General features: G+C 69.0%; 15 protein-coding genes, 1 other RNA gene and 1 pseudogene. 10 read left to right on the top strand and 7 right to left on the bottom strand.

Features of this window, described 5'->3' with window-relative positions; translation table 11 throughout:
• Positions 1-66: 66 nt before the first annotated feature.
• The 3 genes from I8J32_RS06725 to I8J32_RS06715 form a co-directional block, all read right to left on the bottom strand.
• Positions 67-813, bottom strand: a complete 747-nt coding sequence (locus I8J32_RS06725; protein ID WP_200616359.1) for an HAD family hydrolase — start codon at positions 811-813, stop codon at positions 67-69.
• Positions 814-1,031: 218 nt separating this feature from the next.
• Complete coding sequence (locus tag I8J32_RS06720) at positions 1,032-1,421, bottom strand: EF-hand domain-containing protein (RefSeq protein WP_200616360.1); 390 nt, start codon at positions 1,419-1,421, stop codon at positions 1,032-1,034.
• 269 nt (positions 1,422-1,690) lie between these two features.
• Positions 1,691-1,879: a CPXCG motif-containing cysteine-rich protein gene (locus I8J32_RS06715; RefSeq protein ID WP_200616361.1), complete on the bottom strand. Its 189-nt coding sequence runs from the start codon at positions 1,877-1,879 to the stop codon at positions 1,691-1,693.
• A gap of 176 nt (positions 1,880-2,055) precedes the next feature.
• Between I8J32_RS06715 and I8J32_RS06710 the strand changes: the two genes are divergently transcribed.
• A complete protein-coding gene (locus I8J32_RS06710; protein WP_200616363.1) occupies positions 2,056-2,559 on the top strand; it encodes a hypothetical protein in 504 nt (167 codons plus the stop codon).
• A gap of 83 nt (positions 2,560-2,642) precedes the next feature.
• Here the strand turns inward: I8J32_RS06710 and I8J32_RS06705 are convergent, their stop codons facing one another.
• Both I8J32_RS06705 and I8J32_RS06700 read right to left on the bottom strand, forming a co-directional pair.
• Positions 2,643-3,464, bottom strand: coding sequence for an EF-hand domain-containing protein (locus tag I8J32_RS06705; RefSeq protein ID WP_200616364.1), 822 nt, complete (start codon positions 3,462-3,464; stop codon positions 2,643-2,645).
• A 259-nt stretch (positions 3,465-3,723) separates the two neighbouring features.
• Positions 3,724-4,509, bottom strand: a complete 786-nt coding sequence (locus tag I8J32_RS06700; RefSeq protein WP_200616366.1) for a lytic transglycosylase domain-containing protein — start codon at positions 4,507-4,509, stop codon at positions 3,724-3,726.
• A 34-nt stretch (positions 4,510-4,543) separates the two neighbouring features.
• Between I8J32_RS06700 and I8J32_RS17575 the strand changes: the two are divergent.
• A pseudogene (locus I8J32_RS17575) lies at positions 4,544-5,023 on the top strand (nuclear transport factor 2 family protein); the annotation flags it as partial.
• Between the two features lie 107 nt (positions 5,024-5,130).
• Here I8J32_RS17575 and I8J32_RS06695 read toward each other — a convergent pair.
• Positions 5,131-6,459 carry an aminopeptidase P N-terminal domain-containing protein gene (locus I8J32_RS06695; RefSeq protein WP_200616368.1) on the bottom strand — a complete coding sequence of 443 codons (1,329 nt, stop codon included), beginning with the start codon at positions 6,457-6,459 and terminating at the stop codon, positions 5,131-5,133.
• A 16-nt stretch (positions 6,460-6,475) separates the two neighbouring features.
• A complete protein-coding gene (locus I8J32_RS06690) occupies positions 6,476-6,958 on the bottom strand; it encodes a UPF0149 family protein (RefSeq protein WP_245156492.1) in 483 nt (160 codons plus the stop codon).
• A gap of 171 nt (positions 6,959-7,129) precedes the next feature.
• On the opposite strand from I8J32_RS06690, the gene I8J32_RS06685 reads away from it, so the two are divergent.
• From I8J32_RS06685 to I8J32_RS06650, 8 genes are all read left to right on the top strand, one after another.
• A complete protein-coding gene (locus tag I8J32_RS06685) occupies positions 7,130-11,683 on the top strand; it encodes an EAL domain-containing protein (RefSeq protein ID WP_207526834.1) in 4,554 nt (1,517 codons plus the stop codon).
• Positions 11,684-11,766: 83 nt separating this feature from the next.
• Positions 11,767-11,988: a TIGR02449 family protein gene (locus I8J32_RS06680; RefSeq protein WP_200616372.1), complete on the top strand. Its 222-nt coding sequence runs from the start codon at positions 11,767-11,769 to the stop codon at positions 11,986-11,988.
• The gene (locus I8J32_RS06675) at positions 11,985-12,293 is read left to right on the top strand and encodes a cell division protein ZapA (protein ID WP_200616374.1); all 309 of its coding nucleotides are present in this window, start codon (positions 11,985-11,987) and stop codon (positions 12,291-12,293) included. The genes I8J32_RS06680 and I8J32_RS06675 overlap by 4 nt, the downstream gene beginning before the upstream one ends.
• A 113-nt stretch (positions 12,294-12,406) precedes the next feature.
• Positions 12,407-12,593, top strand: a non-coding RNA gene (gene ssrS, locus I8J32_RS06670) — 6S RNA.
• Positions 12,594-12,720: 127 nt separating this feature from the next.
• Positions 12,721-13,323, top strand: coding sequence for a 5-formyltetrahydrofolate cyclo-ligase (locus I8J32_RS06665; RefSeq protein ID WP_200616375.1), 603 nt, complete (start codon positions 12,721-12,723; stop codon positions 13,321-13,323).
• Positions 13,320-13,787, top strand: coding sequence for an EVE domain-containing protein (locus I8J32_RS06660; RefSeq protein WP_200616376.1), 468 nt, complete (start codon positions 13,320-13,322; stop codon positions 13,785-13,787). The genes I8J32_RS06665 and I8J32_RS06660 overlap by 4 nt, the downstream gene beginning before the upstream one ends.
• 5 nt (positions 13,788-13,792) lie before the next feature.
• The gene (rpiA, locus tag I8J32_RS06655) at positions 13,793-14,440 is read left to right on the top strand and encodes a ribose-5-phosphate isomerase RpiA (protein ID WP_200616378.1); all 648 of its coding nucleotides are present in this window, start codon (positions 13,793-13,795) and stop codon (positions 14,438-14,440) included.
• Positions 14,441-14,470: 30 nt separating this feature from the next.
• Positions 14,471-15,193 carry a 2OG-Fe dioxygenase family protein gene (locus I8J32_RS06650; protein ID WP_407060994.1) on the top strand — a complete coding sequence of 241 codons (723 nt, stop codon included), beginning with the start codon at positions 14,471-14,473 and terminating at the stop codon, positions 15,191-15,193.
• The last annotated feature ends 195 nt before the right edge of the window (positions 15,194-15,388 follow it).

The following is a 15,388-nucleotide window of genomic DNA, read 5'->3' as shown; positions in this document are numbered from 1 at the left end:
ACCGCCCAGATCGTCGTCAATCGTCAATCAGGCGGCCGGACGCACGCGCCGCCCTGGTCCCTGCGCTCAGGCCGGTTGCGCTTCAGTGAGCGAGCGCACGGCGGCCGGCAGCTCCGAGGGCGTGGCCACCTGCCGCAGGCGGGGCTCGGCGACGTCCACATGCGCTTCGGTCTCGTGGGCCCAGGTCACGTGGTAGGGCATGTAGACACCCCAGCCGCCCAGTTCCAGGACGGGCGCGATGTCCGAGCGCAGGGAGTTTCCGATCATCGCGAAGCGCTCGGGCGGCAGGTTGAACTCCGACAGCACGCGGGCGTAGGTGCCGGCGTCCTTTTCGCTGACGATCTCGATCCGCTGGAAAAGGTCGGCCAGGCCGGATTGCTGGACCTTGCGCTCCTGGTGGAAGAGGTCGCCCTTGGTGATCAGCACGATGTCGTGGTCGGCGGCGATCGCCTCCACCGCTTCGCGGATGCCGGGCAGCAGATCCACCGGATGGGTCAGCAGTTCCTTGCCCAGGGTGACGATGCGGTGCAGGTCGGTAGCGCTGATGCGGGCGTCGGTGATTTCGACCGCCGCTTCGACCATCGACAGGGTCATGCTCTTGACCCCATAGCCGAACAGGGCGAGATTTCGCAGCTCCACCGCGTACAGGCGATCGTGGGTGCTGGCATCGCCCAGGTCGACGTAGTCCTGCAGGATCGCCTCGAAATCCTTCTGCGCCGTGCGGTAGTAGTCCTCGCTGCGCCACAGCGTGTCGTCACCGTCGAAGCCGACCAGCGCGATAGGGGAAGTGGATCGGGTCGAGATGCGATTCATGCGCACAGTATCGCCCGCGGCAGTGGGTGGGCCCAAGCCCCGTCCGGGCGAATGAATCGGCGCGAAATCCTGCAGGACAGCTGCGTCCGGACCCAAAGACAACGGGCGGCCCTAGGGCCGCCCGTTGGTGGGGGACCGCAACGCGGAGGCCGCGTGGCGGGATGCCGGCGAGGTCAGGAGCCGGCGGTACTACTCTTTGCGATCGCGTGCCGGGCAGCTTACTGCTTGGCGTCCTTCTTCTCGGCGCCTTCCTGGTTCTTGGCGACGTAGGCCTTGTATTCGTCGGCGGTGAGCGTGCCGTCGGCATCGGCGTCGGCCTGGCCGAACACCGTGGCAAGCGCGGGCACGCTGTCAGCCTCGGCCTTGCTCAGCTTGCCGTCCTTGTCGGCATCGACGTCGGCCCAGCTCTTCTTGGCGGCCGGGTCGCCCGCAGTCGTCGCGGCGGACGCATCGTTGGACGTGGTCGTCGGCTGCGCCTGGGCGTCGGCCGCCGGCGGCTGCGCCGGATCGGTGGTGGTGGAGGTTTCCTGAGCGAAGGCCAGCGGGGCGGACAGCATGGCGACGAGGGCGAAAGACCCCAGCAGCGACTTGCGGGACAGCTGATTCATCGGTTGATCTCCTTAAGGTGATATGCGCGGCGAACATCGGGGGATGTCGGGGGATGCCGCACGCCGAGCACCTTGCCGCTGTGTGGATGAACGGAGGGACGGTCGCTGTCACGCGTGTCGACACGGCCTTAACCAACGCCAACACGTTTGCGACTAGGCCCTCACGCTGCATCGGCAAAAACCGTGATTCAGTTCGCATCACGCACCGCGCAGATTCCTGAATGCAACACAACGTTTACGAATGCGCGGAGATTTCGCCCTCGGATGCGTCAAGCGTCGCTGTCGCGCATCACGCTGATCAGCACTTCACCCGCGGCATCGATGGCGACGGACACTTCGATCGGCTGGCAGCACACCCCGCAGTCTTCGACGTAGTGCTGCTGGTCGACGGACTGATCAACGCCCAGGTCGAGCGGTTCACCGCAATAGGGACAATGCACTCGGACCGTGGTCAGCATGGCGGGGGCCTGCGGAATGGAGACCCCAAGGTAGCGCGCGGCCCGTCACGGAGACGCACAGCCGAGCCATCACGCGCCTCTAACCTTTCCGGAGCAAAGCTGGCCCTGTCGCGCTGGGGACCGCGTAGCGCGCTTGGAAACGCCCGTTCGCGGTCGTAGCAGGCAGGAGCGCGTCAATGAAAACCCGCCGAGTCTTCAGCACCCCTGACCTTGTCACCGCCCGCGCCGCCATGCAGGCCGCGCGCGAAGCCGGTATCCACGACGACGACATTTCGCTGGTCGCGCGTTCGGACATCGAGGTCGGCCATATCCCGAACAAGCGCAAGGAAGCCGACAGCGACTTCGTACCCGCGGCGATGCGCGGCGCGCTGTTCGGTGGGCTGGCAGGTCTGCTGGCCGGCGCGATCACCGTGCTGGTGTTCCCCTCGGTGGGCATGAGCTGGGCCGGCACCGGGCTGGTGGCGCTCGCCGGCGCCCTGGTGGGCATGTTCGCTTCTTCCCTGGTGGGCTCCTCCCTGCCCGACCCGGTGCGGCAGAAATTCGACGGCGAGATCAAGGCCGGCCGGATCCTCGTCCTGGTGGACGGCGCGGCCGAACTGCTGCCCGCCGTCGAAGTCGCCGTGACCCGCACCGGCGCGTCGTCGCTGCCTTTCGATGCGCCGACCGCGCTGATCCGCTAGCGGCTTCCGCCACGACGTAAAAAGGAAGGACGCCCGAGGGCGTCCTTCCGGTCTGCGCTGTCGCGGACTTGCCGCAGCGGCGCTTACTTGCGCTGGTCCTTCGACCAGGCACGGTACTCGTCGCTGCTGACCATCCCGTCGCTGTTGGCATCGATGGTCGAGAAGCTGCTGGTGAAGCCAGCGTCCGCCTGGCCCTCCGTCGCGCTGATGGAACCGTCGGCGTTGGCATCCAGACGTCCCATCAGGTCACGCACCGAAACCGCAGAATGCGATGCGGCATTGACGCCGCCCTGCGCGGCGCCGCCGATGTCGGCACGGGCGGCGACCTGGTATTCGGCGTCGGTCAGCAGGCCATCGTCATTGGTATCCATCGCCTGGAAGCCGGCGTTGAACTCCGCGTCGACCTGGCTCTCGGCGGCGCTGATCTGGCCGTCGTGGTCGGTATCCAGACGCCCCCACAGTTCGCGCTGCGTGACCGAGGCATGCGCCTGGGCATTGGCCGCACCCTGCGACTGGGTGGGCGGCACCGGCGAGGTGGGCTTTTCCATGTCCTCGGTTTCGGTATTGGTCGGATTGTTGACCATGCGCTCGCTCGCGGTGCGTTCCGGCTTGGTCTTGGGCTCGTCGGTGCTCGCATCATTCATCGTGCGAGTGGTCGTGTCCTGGGTCGTCGCGTTGGCTTCGCGCGCGGTTTCGCTGACGGTCTTGCCCGCCTGGTTCGCGCTATCGCGGGCCGCCTGGTCGGTATCGCGCACCGTGTCACTCACGGTCGATCCGGTCGTGCGCGCGGTATCACGTACCACCTGTCCCGCGCCCTGGTTGCCACCCTTCTCGGCCCACGCGGCCGGCGACAGCAGCGCGGTGGCGAGGGCAATGGTCAGCAGGTTTCGATTACGGGTCTTCATGTGTTTCTCCTGTGGGTGCAAAGACGAAGCCCGCGGCGGCACCTGCTTCAGCACGTGTCTGCGGGACAGGCGAACCCTGCCGCTTGCGGCCTGTATGCGTCGTGAGGAGAAGGGGCGCGGTAACGCTGCTTTCACGCTGTGTCGGCTGCGACGCAACGAATCGCCTGTTCATTGCTTGAATGATTCGGCAACGTCGCGATCGACGCTGCCTGCACGCATCGTGCGCCGCGGTGATCGCGCGGCAAGCACGTGAACCGCCTCAGCGGGCGATGCTCCGGCCCTTGCGCGGCGCGGCCGCCGCAAGCGCTTCGCGGTACCTGGCGTGAAGGGCCTGAACCTTGGCGATGTAGGCCTGGGTTTCGCGGTAAGGCGGCACGCCGCCGTAGCGCGCGACCGCGCCGATGCCGGCGTTGTACGCGGCAGCCGCGAGGGTCAGATCGCCCTTGTAGCGGCGCAGCAGGGTGCGCAGATGCCGCGCGCCCGCATCGATGGATTGTCCGGCGGCGAAAGGCTCGCTCACGCCGTACTCGCGCGAGGTCTGCGGCATCAGCTGCATCACGCCCTGTGCGCCCTTCGGCGACAACGCCTTTTCGTCGAAGCCGCTTTCGGCGTGCGCGATCGCGCGCAGCCAGGCATCGTCGAGCCCGGTACTGCGGGCCGCGGCCTGGAACTGCTTCGCGAAGCGGTCCAGCCGCGGCTTGCCGACGTCGCCCAGCCCGGTATGCGCCGGCTCGCCGGGCGGCGTCTGCACGGTAAAGGACAGCACCTTCACCGAACCGGGCAGGTTGCGGGTGCTGTAGACGGTCTTGCCATCCTGCTGTCGTTCGTACAGCGTGCCATTCACCACGCCCAGAGCGCCCCACAGGTTGGGCAGCTTCACCGCGTCGTCAGCGATCTGTCTGGCCTGGCAGCGTGAACCCGGTTCGGGCGCGGTGGCGAGGCTGACCGTGCCGTCGCGCACGCAGCGGTACACCGTGCGCGCCTGCGCGGGCAGCGCAATGCTCAGCAGCAGGACCAGGACGGCGAGGACGCGGGGCGCGGACATGGGCGCCAGTCTAGGCATCCGGCGTTAGTGCGGGATGTGCGGATGGTTTACCCACCATCGGCGGCCGGGGAACGATGGCCGATTCCGGCGAGCAGCGGGGCCGCGGGACGTTGATGGTGGCCTCCCCGTCCCATGGAGTGCCCAGATGGCCGTGCTGGCTCCGTTCACCCTGCTCTTCATCCTGGCTGGCGCGACCGTGCCGCCGGGCTCCCCTGCGGCCGCCGCCGAGGTCGCCGCCCTCGACAGCCGCTACCAGGCCGCGGTGAAAGCCAACGATGCCGACACCATGGGCCGACTGCTGGCGGACGACTTCGTGCTCGTCCTGGGCGACGGCCGCACTTTCGACCGCGAGGCGCTGCTGGCCGAAGCGCGCCGCGCCTCGCGTACGTACGAGCGCCAGGACGAACTGGCCCGCGATGTGCGCGTGTGGGGCGACACGGCGGTCGTGACGGCCAAGCTGTGGCTCAAGGGCTCGACGCGCGAGGGCGAGCGCTTCGATTACATGCTGTGGTTCAGCGACACCTGGGTGCGCCAGCAGGATGGATGGCGCTACGTGCTGGGCCAGGCGTCGCTGCGCCTGCCGCCCTCACCGGCTCCGGCGGAGCGGCTGACCGTCCGGCATCACGCGGCCATCAGCGATTCGATCTCGTCGGCACTGCGGGCCAGGGCGTCGGTCAGCACGGCGTGGCCGTCGCGGGTGATGCACACGTCGTCCTCGATGCGGATGCCGATGCCGCGCCACCGGGCCTCGACACTGGTGTCGTCCGGCGAGATGTAGAGCCCCGGTTCGATGGTGAACACCATGCCCGGCTCGAGCAGGCGCGAGTCGCCATCGAAGCGGTACTCGCCGACGTCATGCACGTCCAGGCCCAGCCAGTGGCCGGTCTTGTGACGATAGAAGCGCCGGTAGTGGCCGTCGGCGATGTTGCGTTCGAGCTTGCCCTTGAGCAGGCCGAGCCGCAGCAGGCCTTCGGTGAGCGTGGCCACTGCAGCCGTGTGCCCCTCTTCGTAAGCCACCCCCGGGCGCGCCTGCGCCAGCGCCGCCTGCTGCGCGGACAGCACCAGGTCGTGCAGGGCCCGCTGCTCGCGACTGAAGCGGCCGTTGGCCGGAAAGGTGCGGGTGATGTCGGCCGCGTAGCCGCGGTATTCGGCGCCGGCGTCCAGCAGCACCAGGTCGCCGTCGCGGACGCGCGCGTTGTTGGCCCGGTAATGCAGGATGCAGGCGTTGGCGCCTGCGCCGACGATGCTGCCGTAGGCCGGCTCGGCGTCGTGCTCGCGGAACACGCGTTCGACCTGCGCGTGCAGTTCGTACTCGTGCATCCCCGCGCGCACCGCGCGCATGGCGGCCTCGTGGGCGCGCACGCTGATGTCGGCGGCGCGCTGCATGAGCCGCAGTTCGTCGCGATCCTTGAACAACCGCATTTCGTCCAGGAGGTGGCCCAGTTCGAGGAATTCGTGGGGCGGCTGCGCGCCCATGCGGACCATCGCGCGCACACGGTTCAGCCAGCCGATGAGCTTGAGGTCGAACTCCTGGTCGCGACCGAAGTGGTAGTAGACCCTGGAGCGGCCTTCCAGGAGGCCCGGCAGGATGTCGTCCAGGTCGGTGATCGGATACGCATCGTCCAGTCCGAACGCATCCACCGCGCCCTCCGGCCCGTAGCGCGGCCCGTCCCAGCCTTCGCGCTCGGGATCGCGCTCGCGGCAGAACAGCAGGGTCTCGCCGTGCGCGCGGCCCGGCACCAGCACCAGCACCGCCTCGGGCTCGGGGAAGCCGGTGAGGTAGTTGAAATCGGAGTCCTGCCGGTACGGGTAGTGGGTGTCGCGGCTGCGCACGACTTCCTTGGCGGCGGGCAGGATCAGGATCGCGTCGTTGCCTGCCATGCGCATGAGCTGGCGGCGGCGGCGGACGTGGTTGCGGGCGGGAATCGCGAGCGGCTTGTGCAGGGACATGAGCGGGCGGTGGCCGTCAGTTGAACTGCTGCCGGTGGCGCGGCGCGAGCACGCAATCGCCGTGCAGCAGCATGACCGCGACCCTCACGAACTCCTCGATTTCCATCAGGGCTTCCTCGTCCTCTTCGTCGCCCTCGTCCTGCGCCTGCGCGCCGGCGAGGCGGACCAGGTCGGCCAGGGCCTCGCGGCTGTCCTCGGAGAGCAGCGCCTTGTCGCCCGCGGCCAGGCCGAAGGCGCCGACGAAGCCGCGGCACCAGTCGAACAGCGCGCCGCTGCGCTCGGCCAAGCCGGCATCGGCGCCCGGCATCAGCAGCTCGAATTCGAAGCTGCGATGCGCCAGTTGCGCCGCGCTGGCCGCACGCAGCAGGTCCAGGGGACTGTCGGCGGGGACGGCCTGCAAGGCATCGTCCGCCATGACCCGGGCCAGCCAGTCCGGCCCCGCCTCGCCACCGCCGGCCAGCCAGCCGCAGACGCTGCCGTGGAATTCTGAAGGGGACATCGACAGGCCCAGGCGGCGGATTTCGGCCTCGACGGCGGATTGAGGGGGCAGGGGCGTTTCGGACACGGGGATCGGCCAGACGGGGGGTGACCGCAGTTTAGCGGCTGGCCCGCCGGTGGCGGCAGACGCGCGGTGCCGTACACTGGCCCGGAGCAATACGGATCGGGGTCCGTGCGCCCTTCCCCAATTTTCCCAGCCCGATTTTTCGGTGTCGTCGTCGCCTCCTGCCTCGCCTTCGCGGGTAGTGCTGGCGCCGCCACGCGTGATTTCTATTTCGAGCGGCTCGGCGGCGAGCGCGGGCTGGCGCAGAACACGGTCAACGCTCTGGCCCAGGATGGACAGGGCTTCGTCTGGGTGGGCACCCAAGGGGGACTGCACCGGTACGACGGTCAGCGCTACGCGCAGTACCGCCACGACCCGCGCGATCCGGCCAGCCTGCCCGACAGCTACATCACCGCGCTGGCACTGGACGGGGAACAGGCCCTGTGGGTCGGCTCCTACTCCCAGTACGTCGCCCGCGTCGACCTGACCAATGGCGGGATCCGTCGCTACGAGGTGTCCGGCGGGGGCGAGGCGCAGCGCCAGGTGATGGCCCTGCTTTCGCATGCCGGCACGGTCTGGGTCGGCACGGTCGCCGGCCTGGAACGACTGGACCCGCGCACCGGCACCCGCGATGCGGTGATCACGCAGGATCCGCAGCTGCTGCGCGCCAGCCCGTGGCAGGCACTGGCGGCCGGCAACGACGGCGCGGTCTGGTACGGCAACGCCGCGGGGCTGTACCGGGTTGGCCCGCGCGGCGGCGTGGAACGCATGCGGCCGGCGCTGTCGGTGCGCAGCCTCATGCGCGACCATCGCGGCCAGTTGTGGATCGGCGCCAGCAGCGGCCTCTACCGCCTGGCGACCGACGATCACTCCCTGCTGCGGGTATGGCCCGCGCCGGACCAGCCGGCGGCCGACATCCGCTCGATCGTGGAGACCCCCGACCACCAGCTGTGGTTGTCCCTGGGCTCGCATGGCGTGGTGCGGCTGGATCCGTCCACGCAACGCACGCGCGTCATCCACCATCAGCCCGGCGTGCTCTCGGCCCTGCCCGAGGACGGCATCAACACGCTGATGGTCGACCGCGGCGGGATGCTGTGGCTGGGCGGGCAGTTCCGCGGCGTGGCGGTGACCGACCCGCGCGGCACGCGATTCACCTACGCGCTCGACCTGGACAGCGGGCACAACCCCTCGCTGGACAACAGTGTGCGCGGCATGGTCCAGGACACGCAGGGCGTGCTTTGGCTGGCGACGGACGATTCACGCCTGCTCCGCTACGAACTGGCACGCGATCACTTCGAAGACGTGACCGCGGCGCTGCCGCCGCCGCCCGCGGGCGGCCCACCGCGCCGCCGCGTGCTTGCGCTGACGCGCGAGGCCGGCGGCACGCTGCTGCTGGCCACCAGTCACGGGCTGCTGCGGCTGGATCCGCGCACCCGGGCAACCACGCTGGTCGCGCTCGGGCCACACACACTCAGCTCGATGCGCAGCGTCCTTGTCGACCGGTCCGGCGACATCTGGCTCGGCATGGGCGCACAGGGTGCCCTGCACCTGCAGACCAAAACCAGCCGCGTGGTGCATTACCCCTACCGCGACGGTTCGACGCGACACCTGCCGCACCCGGCCGTCCACGCGCTGCTGCAGGACCGGCGCGGCCGCATCTGGCTGGGGACCGGCGACGGGCTGGCGCTGCTCGATCCGGTCACCGGCACGCTGCGCCAGTTCCGCCATGCGACCGACGCGCCGGGCAGCCTGCCGGGCAACCTGGTGCGCGCGCTGCATGAAAGCAGCGACGGCACGATCTGGGTCGGGACCCACGCCGGCCTGAGTCGCGTGGTTGAGGGCGCGGACGGCCGGATCGGCTTCGCCCATCCGCTGGCCGATGCCATGCGCAACCGCAGCGTGCCCGTGGTGTTCACGATCGGAGAGTCGCCGCGTGGACGACTGTGGCTGGGCACCGACAGCGGCATCGTGCGCTTCGACCCCGAGCCGCGGCGCTACCGCTTCTACGGCCTGGCCGATGGCCTGCAGGACCTGGAATTCAACGGCGGCGCGGTCGCGCGGCTTGCCGACGGCCGGCTGGCGTTCGGCGGCGTGGGCGGGCTCAACCTCTTCAATCCGCTCGCCATCGCCGATTCGGATTACCGCCCCCCGTTGCGCCTGCTGTCGGCGCAGGCCGGCGGCGAAGCGCCCGATGCCCAGGCCGCCTGGTGGCAGCCGGCGACGCTGGAGATCCCCGCTGGCGTGCAGCTGTTGCGCCTGCGCGTGGGCGCGCTGGACTACGCGCCTGCCGCGGACATCCAGTATCGCTACCGGCTCGACGGTTTCGACATGGGCTGGATCGAGAACGGCCGCCAGCGCGAGGTGACCTACACCCGCCTGCCCCCGGGCCAGTACACGTTCCGTGCGCAGGCCACCAACCGCGACGGCGTGTGGAGCCCGGGCGAACTCGTCCTGCCCGTGCATGTCGCGCCCCCGTGGTGGCGGCATCCGCAGATCATCGCGGCCCAGGTACTGGCCGCACTGCTGGTGGTGCTCACGCTCGGCTGGCGCCGCCACCGCGCCATCCGCCGCGAGCGGGGTCTGAACCAGGCCATCCGCGAACGCGAGGAACGCCTCAAGCTGGCGCTGTGGGGCTCGGGCGAGGTGTTCTGGGATTACGACTTCAAGCGCGGGCGCATGCACGCCATGCGCATCGACGAGCAGGGCATGCAGGACCCTGGCGGCTACGTCCACATGGACGAGGTGACCCGCCACGAAGTCCATCCCGACGACTGGCCGCGCGTCGAGGACCTGCTGCGCCAGCACCTCAAGGGCCGCACGCCCGTGCTGCTGTCCGAACACCGCGTCCGCCTGCCCGACGGGCACTGGGCATGGATGCTCGCCCGTGGCCGCGTGGTCGAACGCGACACGCACGGCCGCGCATTGCGCATCGCCGGGACCGCCCGCGACGTGACCGGCACCCGCAACGCCGAGCGCGAGCGCCGGATCGCCAGCGAGGTCCTGCGCAGCATGGCCGAGGCGGTGTGCGTGTTCGACCGCGAGTTCTCCTTCATCTCGATCAACCCGGCGTTCACCCGGATGACGGGCTACAGCGACGTGGAGGTGATCGGCCGCGATACGCACCTGCTCGACAGCGCGCAGCACGACCCGGAGTTCTACCGCCAGATGCGCCAGCGCCTGGAGCGCGACGGCCGCTGGTCCGGCGAGGTGTGGCAGCAACGCAAGGACGGCCAGGAATTCCTGTGCTGGGTGCAGGCCAGCGCGGTGCTCGACGCCACCAACCAGCGCAGCCATTACGTGGCGGTGCTCAGCGACATCACCGACCAGAAGCGGGCCGAGCAGGAGCTGCGTTATCTCGCCAACTACGACACCCTGACCAGCCTGCCCAACCGCACGCTGCTGTCCGAACGGCTGTCGCGCGCGATCGTCCGCGCGCGGCGGCAGGGCAAGCGGATCGCGGTGCTGTTCCTCGACCTGGACCGTTTCAAGGACATCAACGATTCGCTCGGCCACGCCGCCGGTGACCGGATCCTGCGCGCCGCCGCCACGCGACTGCAGGCGACGGTGGGCCCGCAGCACACGGTGGCCCGGCTCGGGGGCGATGAATTCACCGTCGTGCTCGAGGACATCGACACCGCCCTGCAGGCCGAGCAGATCGCGCGCGACGTGATCGGCGCCTTCGAACAGCCGCTGGACATCGACGAGCGCCACGACGTGGCGATCTCGCCGTCCATCGGCATCAGCCTCTACCCGGACCACGCGCAGATCCCCACCGATCTGCTCAAGCACGCCGACACCGCGATGTACCAGGCCAAGGCGGCGGGCCGGCGCACGTTCATGCGCTACACCGACGAGATGGACGTGGAGATCCGCGAGCGCGCCAACATCTCTGCGGCATTGCGCAAGGTGCTCGACCGCGGCGAACTGCAGTTGATGTTCCAGCCCCGCCTGTCGCTGACCCGCATGCAGGTCACGGGGGTGGAGGCGCTGTTGCGGTGGCACAGCTCGGAGTACGGCGACATCCCGCCGGACCGTTTCATCCCGCTGGCCGAGGAAAGCGGCCTGATCCTGGAGATCGGCGAGTGGGCCATGAACGAGGCCTGCCTCACCCTGCGCGACTGGCGCGAGCAGGGGCTGGATGAGATTTCGATGGCGGTCAACGTGTCGGCGCTGCAGCTGCTGCGCGGCCACCTGCCCGACGTGGTCCAGCGCGCACTGGCCGCCAGCACGATCCCCCCGCAGCGGCTGGAACTGGAGCTCACCGAGAGCGTGATCATGGCCAACGCCGAGCAGACGGCGGCCACGCTGGTGGCCATCCGGGACCTGGGCGTCGGCCTGGCGGTGGACGATTTCGGCACCGGCTATTCCTCTCTGGCCTATCTCAAGCGCCTGCCGATCAATGCCCTGAAGATCGACAAGGAGTTCATCGGCGACCTCACCCGGGACGCGGACGACGAGGCCATCACCAGCGCGGTCATCGCGCTGGCGCACTCGCTGGACCTGACCGTGGTGGCCGAGGGCGTTGAAACCGACGCGCAGGTGCAGTTCCTGCGCCAGCATGGCTGCGACGAGATCCAGGGCTACTGGCTGGCCCAGCCCATGGGCGCCGACCAGTGCCTGCACTTCCTGCGCAGCTGGGCCGTCGCGGCATCCGCGACCAGCCGGCACGCCACCTCGTTCTGACCGGCCCTTGCCGCCCATCCGGGCGCGCCCTCGCCCGTCGCCACCTCCTTGACCCGCCCCAGCCCGACCCCCACCATCGCGCCATGGACCGCAACCAGCTCATCGCCGAACTGCAGACCCTGTCCGCGCGCCTGGACGACCTGGGTGCGCAGGCGCGCCGGCTCTCCGAGGAGAACCGGAGCCTGCGGGCGCAGCAGGAACAACTGGCGACCGAGCGCTCCACGCTGCTGGCCAAGAACGAACAGGCCCGGACGCGGGTCGAGGCCATGATCGCCAGGCTCAAGTCGCTGGAGCAGCACACGTGAGTTCCAGCACCAGCGAGCCGGTCATCATCCGGCTGCTCGATCGCGAGTACACCATCGGTTGCGAGCCCGACGAGCGCGACAGCCTGATGGCCGCGGCCCGCCTGCTCGATCAGAAGATGCGTGAGATCCGCGGCAACAACCGGATGGCTGCGCTTGATCGCGTCGCGGTGCTGGCGGCACTCAACTTTGCCCATGAACTCCAGCAGGCACGCCAGGAAAGCGAAGGACGCGATCGCGAACTCACGCGCACGCTCGGTGACCTGCATCGCAAGCTCGACGGCCTGTTCGATCCCGCCGGGCGCTGAACCAGCGCGTAAGGCCGCGCTCCGTCGCAGTTTCAGCAACGCGCGTGAATCGCACGTCACTCGTGCCGACGAGCGGGCCCCGTCACCGTATCGTGCGCGCTATACTTCTTCCACGTCCTCTGCTGTGCGCGACAGCGTGCGCAAACATTCGCCTTGTCCCTTATAGACGACCATGGGGATGCAGCGGAAGCCAGGCGCGCAAGTCCGCCTCGTAGCGGGAAGCCCGAAGGCATCCAAGCGTTCCCACTTGAACCCCGGGTTCAAGGTCGTTTCGCAGGCATCGCACACGGCGGAGGACTTTCTTTCTCGCAATCCGGCGCACCCGCGTCGCCCCATGGGCTGACGCGCACCGCGCCAGGAAGCCACCCCGGCGCTCACGTACAATTGGCGGCCCCTCGCCCGGATTGCTGCGCATGAGCGTCGCCGCATGAGCACCGACAGCGCCATCTCGCGCCGCTCGCAGCGGCAGGTCCTGCGCGAGGCGCGTCGCGCACTACCCGCGGCGCGGCGCATCCAGGCCGCCGACGCGCTGGCCGGGCAGTTACTGACGCTGCCGTTCGCTCCCACCTCGGGCTACGTGGCCGGTTACTGGGCCAGCGACGGTGAAATCGCCCTGCATGCGTGGCAGTTGCGCCTTCCCGGCGACTGCCGCTACTGCCTGCCCGTGCTCGGCGAAGACCAGCGCCTGCGGTTCGCCCCCTGGCGTCCCGGCGACCCCTTGGTCACGAATCGTTTCGGCATTCCCGAACCCGACCTGGCGCCCACGTCGTTGCTCGATGCCCAAGCCATGGCGCTGATCGTGCTGCCCCTGGTGGGCTTCGATCAAAGCGGGCATCGGCTCGGCATGGGAGGCGGCTGGTACGATCGCACCCTCGCGTTCCGCCACGAGCGGCTGCCTCCGCCTCACCTGGTCGGCGCCGCGTTCGACATCCAGCAAGTGGATGGAGTGGGCGCGCAGGCCTGGGACGTGCGAATGGATGCCGTCTGCACGGAGTCCACCACCCACCTGTCCAAGACGGAGCCCGCATGAGTTCGCGCCGACGCTACTGGCTCATGAAGTCCGAGCCCGATGCCTTCTCCATCGACGACCTGGCGCGTGTCGGCACCGAGCCGTGGACGGGCGTGCGCAACTACCAGGCACGCAACCACATGCGCGCAATGCAGGTGGGCGACGGCGTGCTGTTCTACCACTCCAGTTGCGACGTGCCGGGCATCGTCGGCGTCGCGACCGTGGCCAGCGCACCCTACCCGGACCCTACCCAGTTCGACCGCAAGTCCGACTACTACGACCCCAAAGCCACGCAGGAACAGCCTCGCTGGGACCTGGTGGACGTCAGCTTCGAGCGCAAGCTCAAGCGCACCATCGCGCTCAACGAAATCCGCGACCAGGCCGACGCGCTGGGCGAGGGCTTCTCGCTGATCCAGCGCGGATCGCGCCTGTCCGTCATTCCGGTGACCGCGGCGCAATGGAAACTTCTCCTTTCCCTGGAATGATGCAGATGAGCGAAGCCAAGCGTCTGGCCGGCGAGAAGGCCATCGATTACGTTGAGGACGGCATGATCGTGGGCGTGGGCACGGGTTCGACCGTGGCCTTCTTCATCGATGCGCTGGCCCGCATCAAGCACCGTATCGCCGGCACGGTCTCGAGCTCCGAACAGAGCACGCAGCGCCTGCAGTCGCACGGCATCGAGGTCATGGACCTCAACACGACCGGGCCGCTCTCGCTCTACGTCGACGGCGCGGACGAGTGCGACCCGCACAAGCGCCTGATCAAAGGCGGGGGCGCGGCGCTGACGCGCGAGAAAATCATTGCCGAAGCCAGTGCCAGGTTCATCTGCATCGTGGACCCGGCCAAGCGCGTCGACGTACTCGGTCGCTTCCCGTTGCCGGTGGAAGTCGTGCCGATGGCGCGGAGCCTGGTGGCGCGCGAACTGCTGGCCATGACCGGCGGCCAGCCGGTGTGGCGCCAGGGCACCACCACCGACAACGGCAACTGGATCCTCGACATCCACGGCCTGGCGATCACCGATCCGGTGGCCATGGAATCGGCGATCAACCAGATTCCTGGCGTGGTGAGCGTGGGGCTGTTCGCCCGGCGCGCCGCTGACGTCGTCATCGTCGGCGGTGAACCGCCGATCGTTCTCTAGCCGGCGCGGCCTGCGATGCTCGAGCCAGACTTGGACGCCGATACTCGCAGCGCGATTGATGCGCTGCGCCGGGATGGCTTCGGATTCGTTCACGCGCAGACTATGCGCGGACTGCTGGAACACTGCGGCACGCTCCAGGACTGGGATGCTTTTGCAGGAAGCTGGAATGCACTGGGGCCCGATCCCTACCTGGCCCAGACCGGTCGCCGGAGGCTGCGGCGCCATGGCGTCTATCGCGCAGGCGCGCAGGGAATCATCGAACGGGCGGAACACCAGCCGCACTATCAGTCCAGCGACTACAACCGGCTGCAGGGCGACATCGAGCGCTGGTTCGAGCCCATTCTTCCCGAGGTGGGCAATGGCGCCACGATGGGCACAGTCCTGCGGTGTTGCCACGGACTGTTCACGCGACTCGCGCCTGCCGTGGACTCGTGGCGCATCGAAGTGCATCAGTTCCGCATCGAGGCGCGCGCGGACGAGCCCGGTGAGCCCACGCCGGAAGGCGTCCACCGGGACGGCGTCGATTACGTTCTTGTGCTCATGGTGGAGCGGCGCAATATCGCCAGCGGCACGACCACCATTCACTCGCCCGACGGCACCCTGCTCGGCAGCTTCACCCTGGCCACCGCACTCGATGCCGCGCTGGTGGACGATGCGCGCGTGCATCACGGCGTGACCCCGGTCGCCCCGCTCGATCCGGCGCTGCCGGCCTGGCGCGATGTGCTGGTGGTGACTTTCCGCGCCGGCGGCTGAGCGGCGCTGCTTCTGGCGGGATGCTCCGCCGGCGCCCGCTTTTCCTGGTCGGCGAAGGGATGCCATCGGCATCGAAGTCCGTCACGCGCATTTGCGCTGCCTGAGCCTGATTTCGCGTGCGAACCCGTGCCTCCAGAGGCCCCATCTGGCCGCGCGATCCGCGGCCGGCGGCAGGTCTGGCGCCATTTCACACGT

Origin of the sequence: Lysobacter solisilvae, from assembly GCF_016613535.2 — a bacterium.
Classification (GTDB): Bacteria; Pseudomonadota; Gammaproteobacteria; order Xanthomonadales; family Xanthomonadaceae; genus Agrilutibacter; species Agrilutibacter solisilvae.
This window is presented reverse-complemented; position numbering and strand designations above follow the sequence as displayed.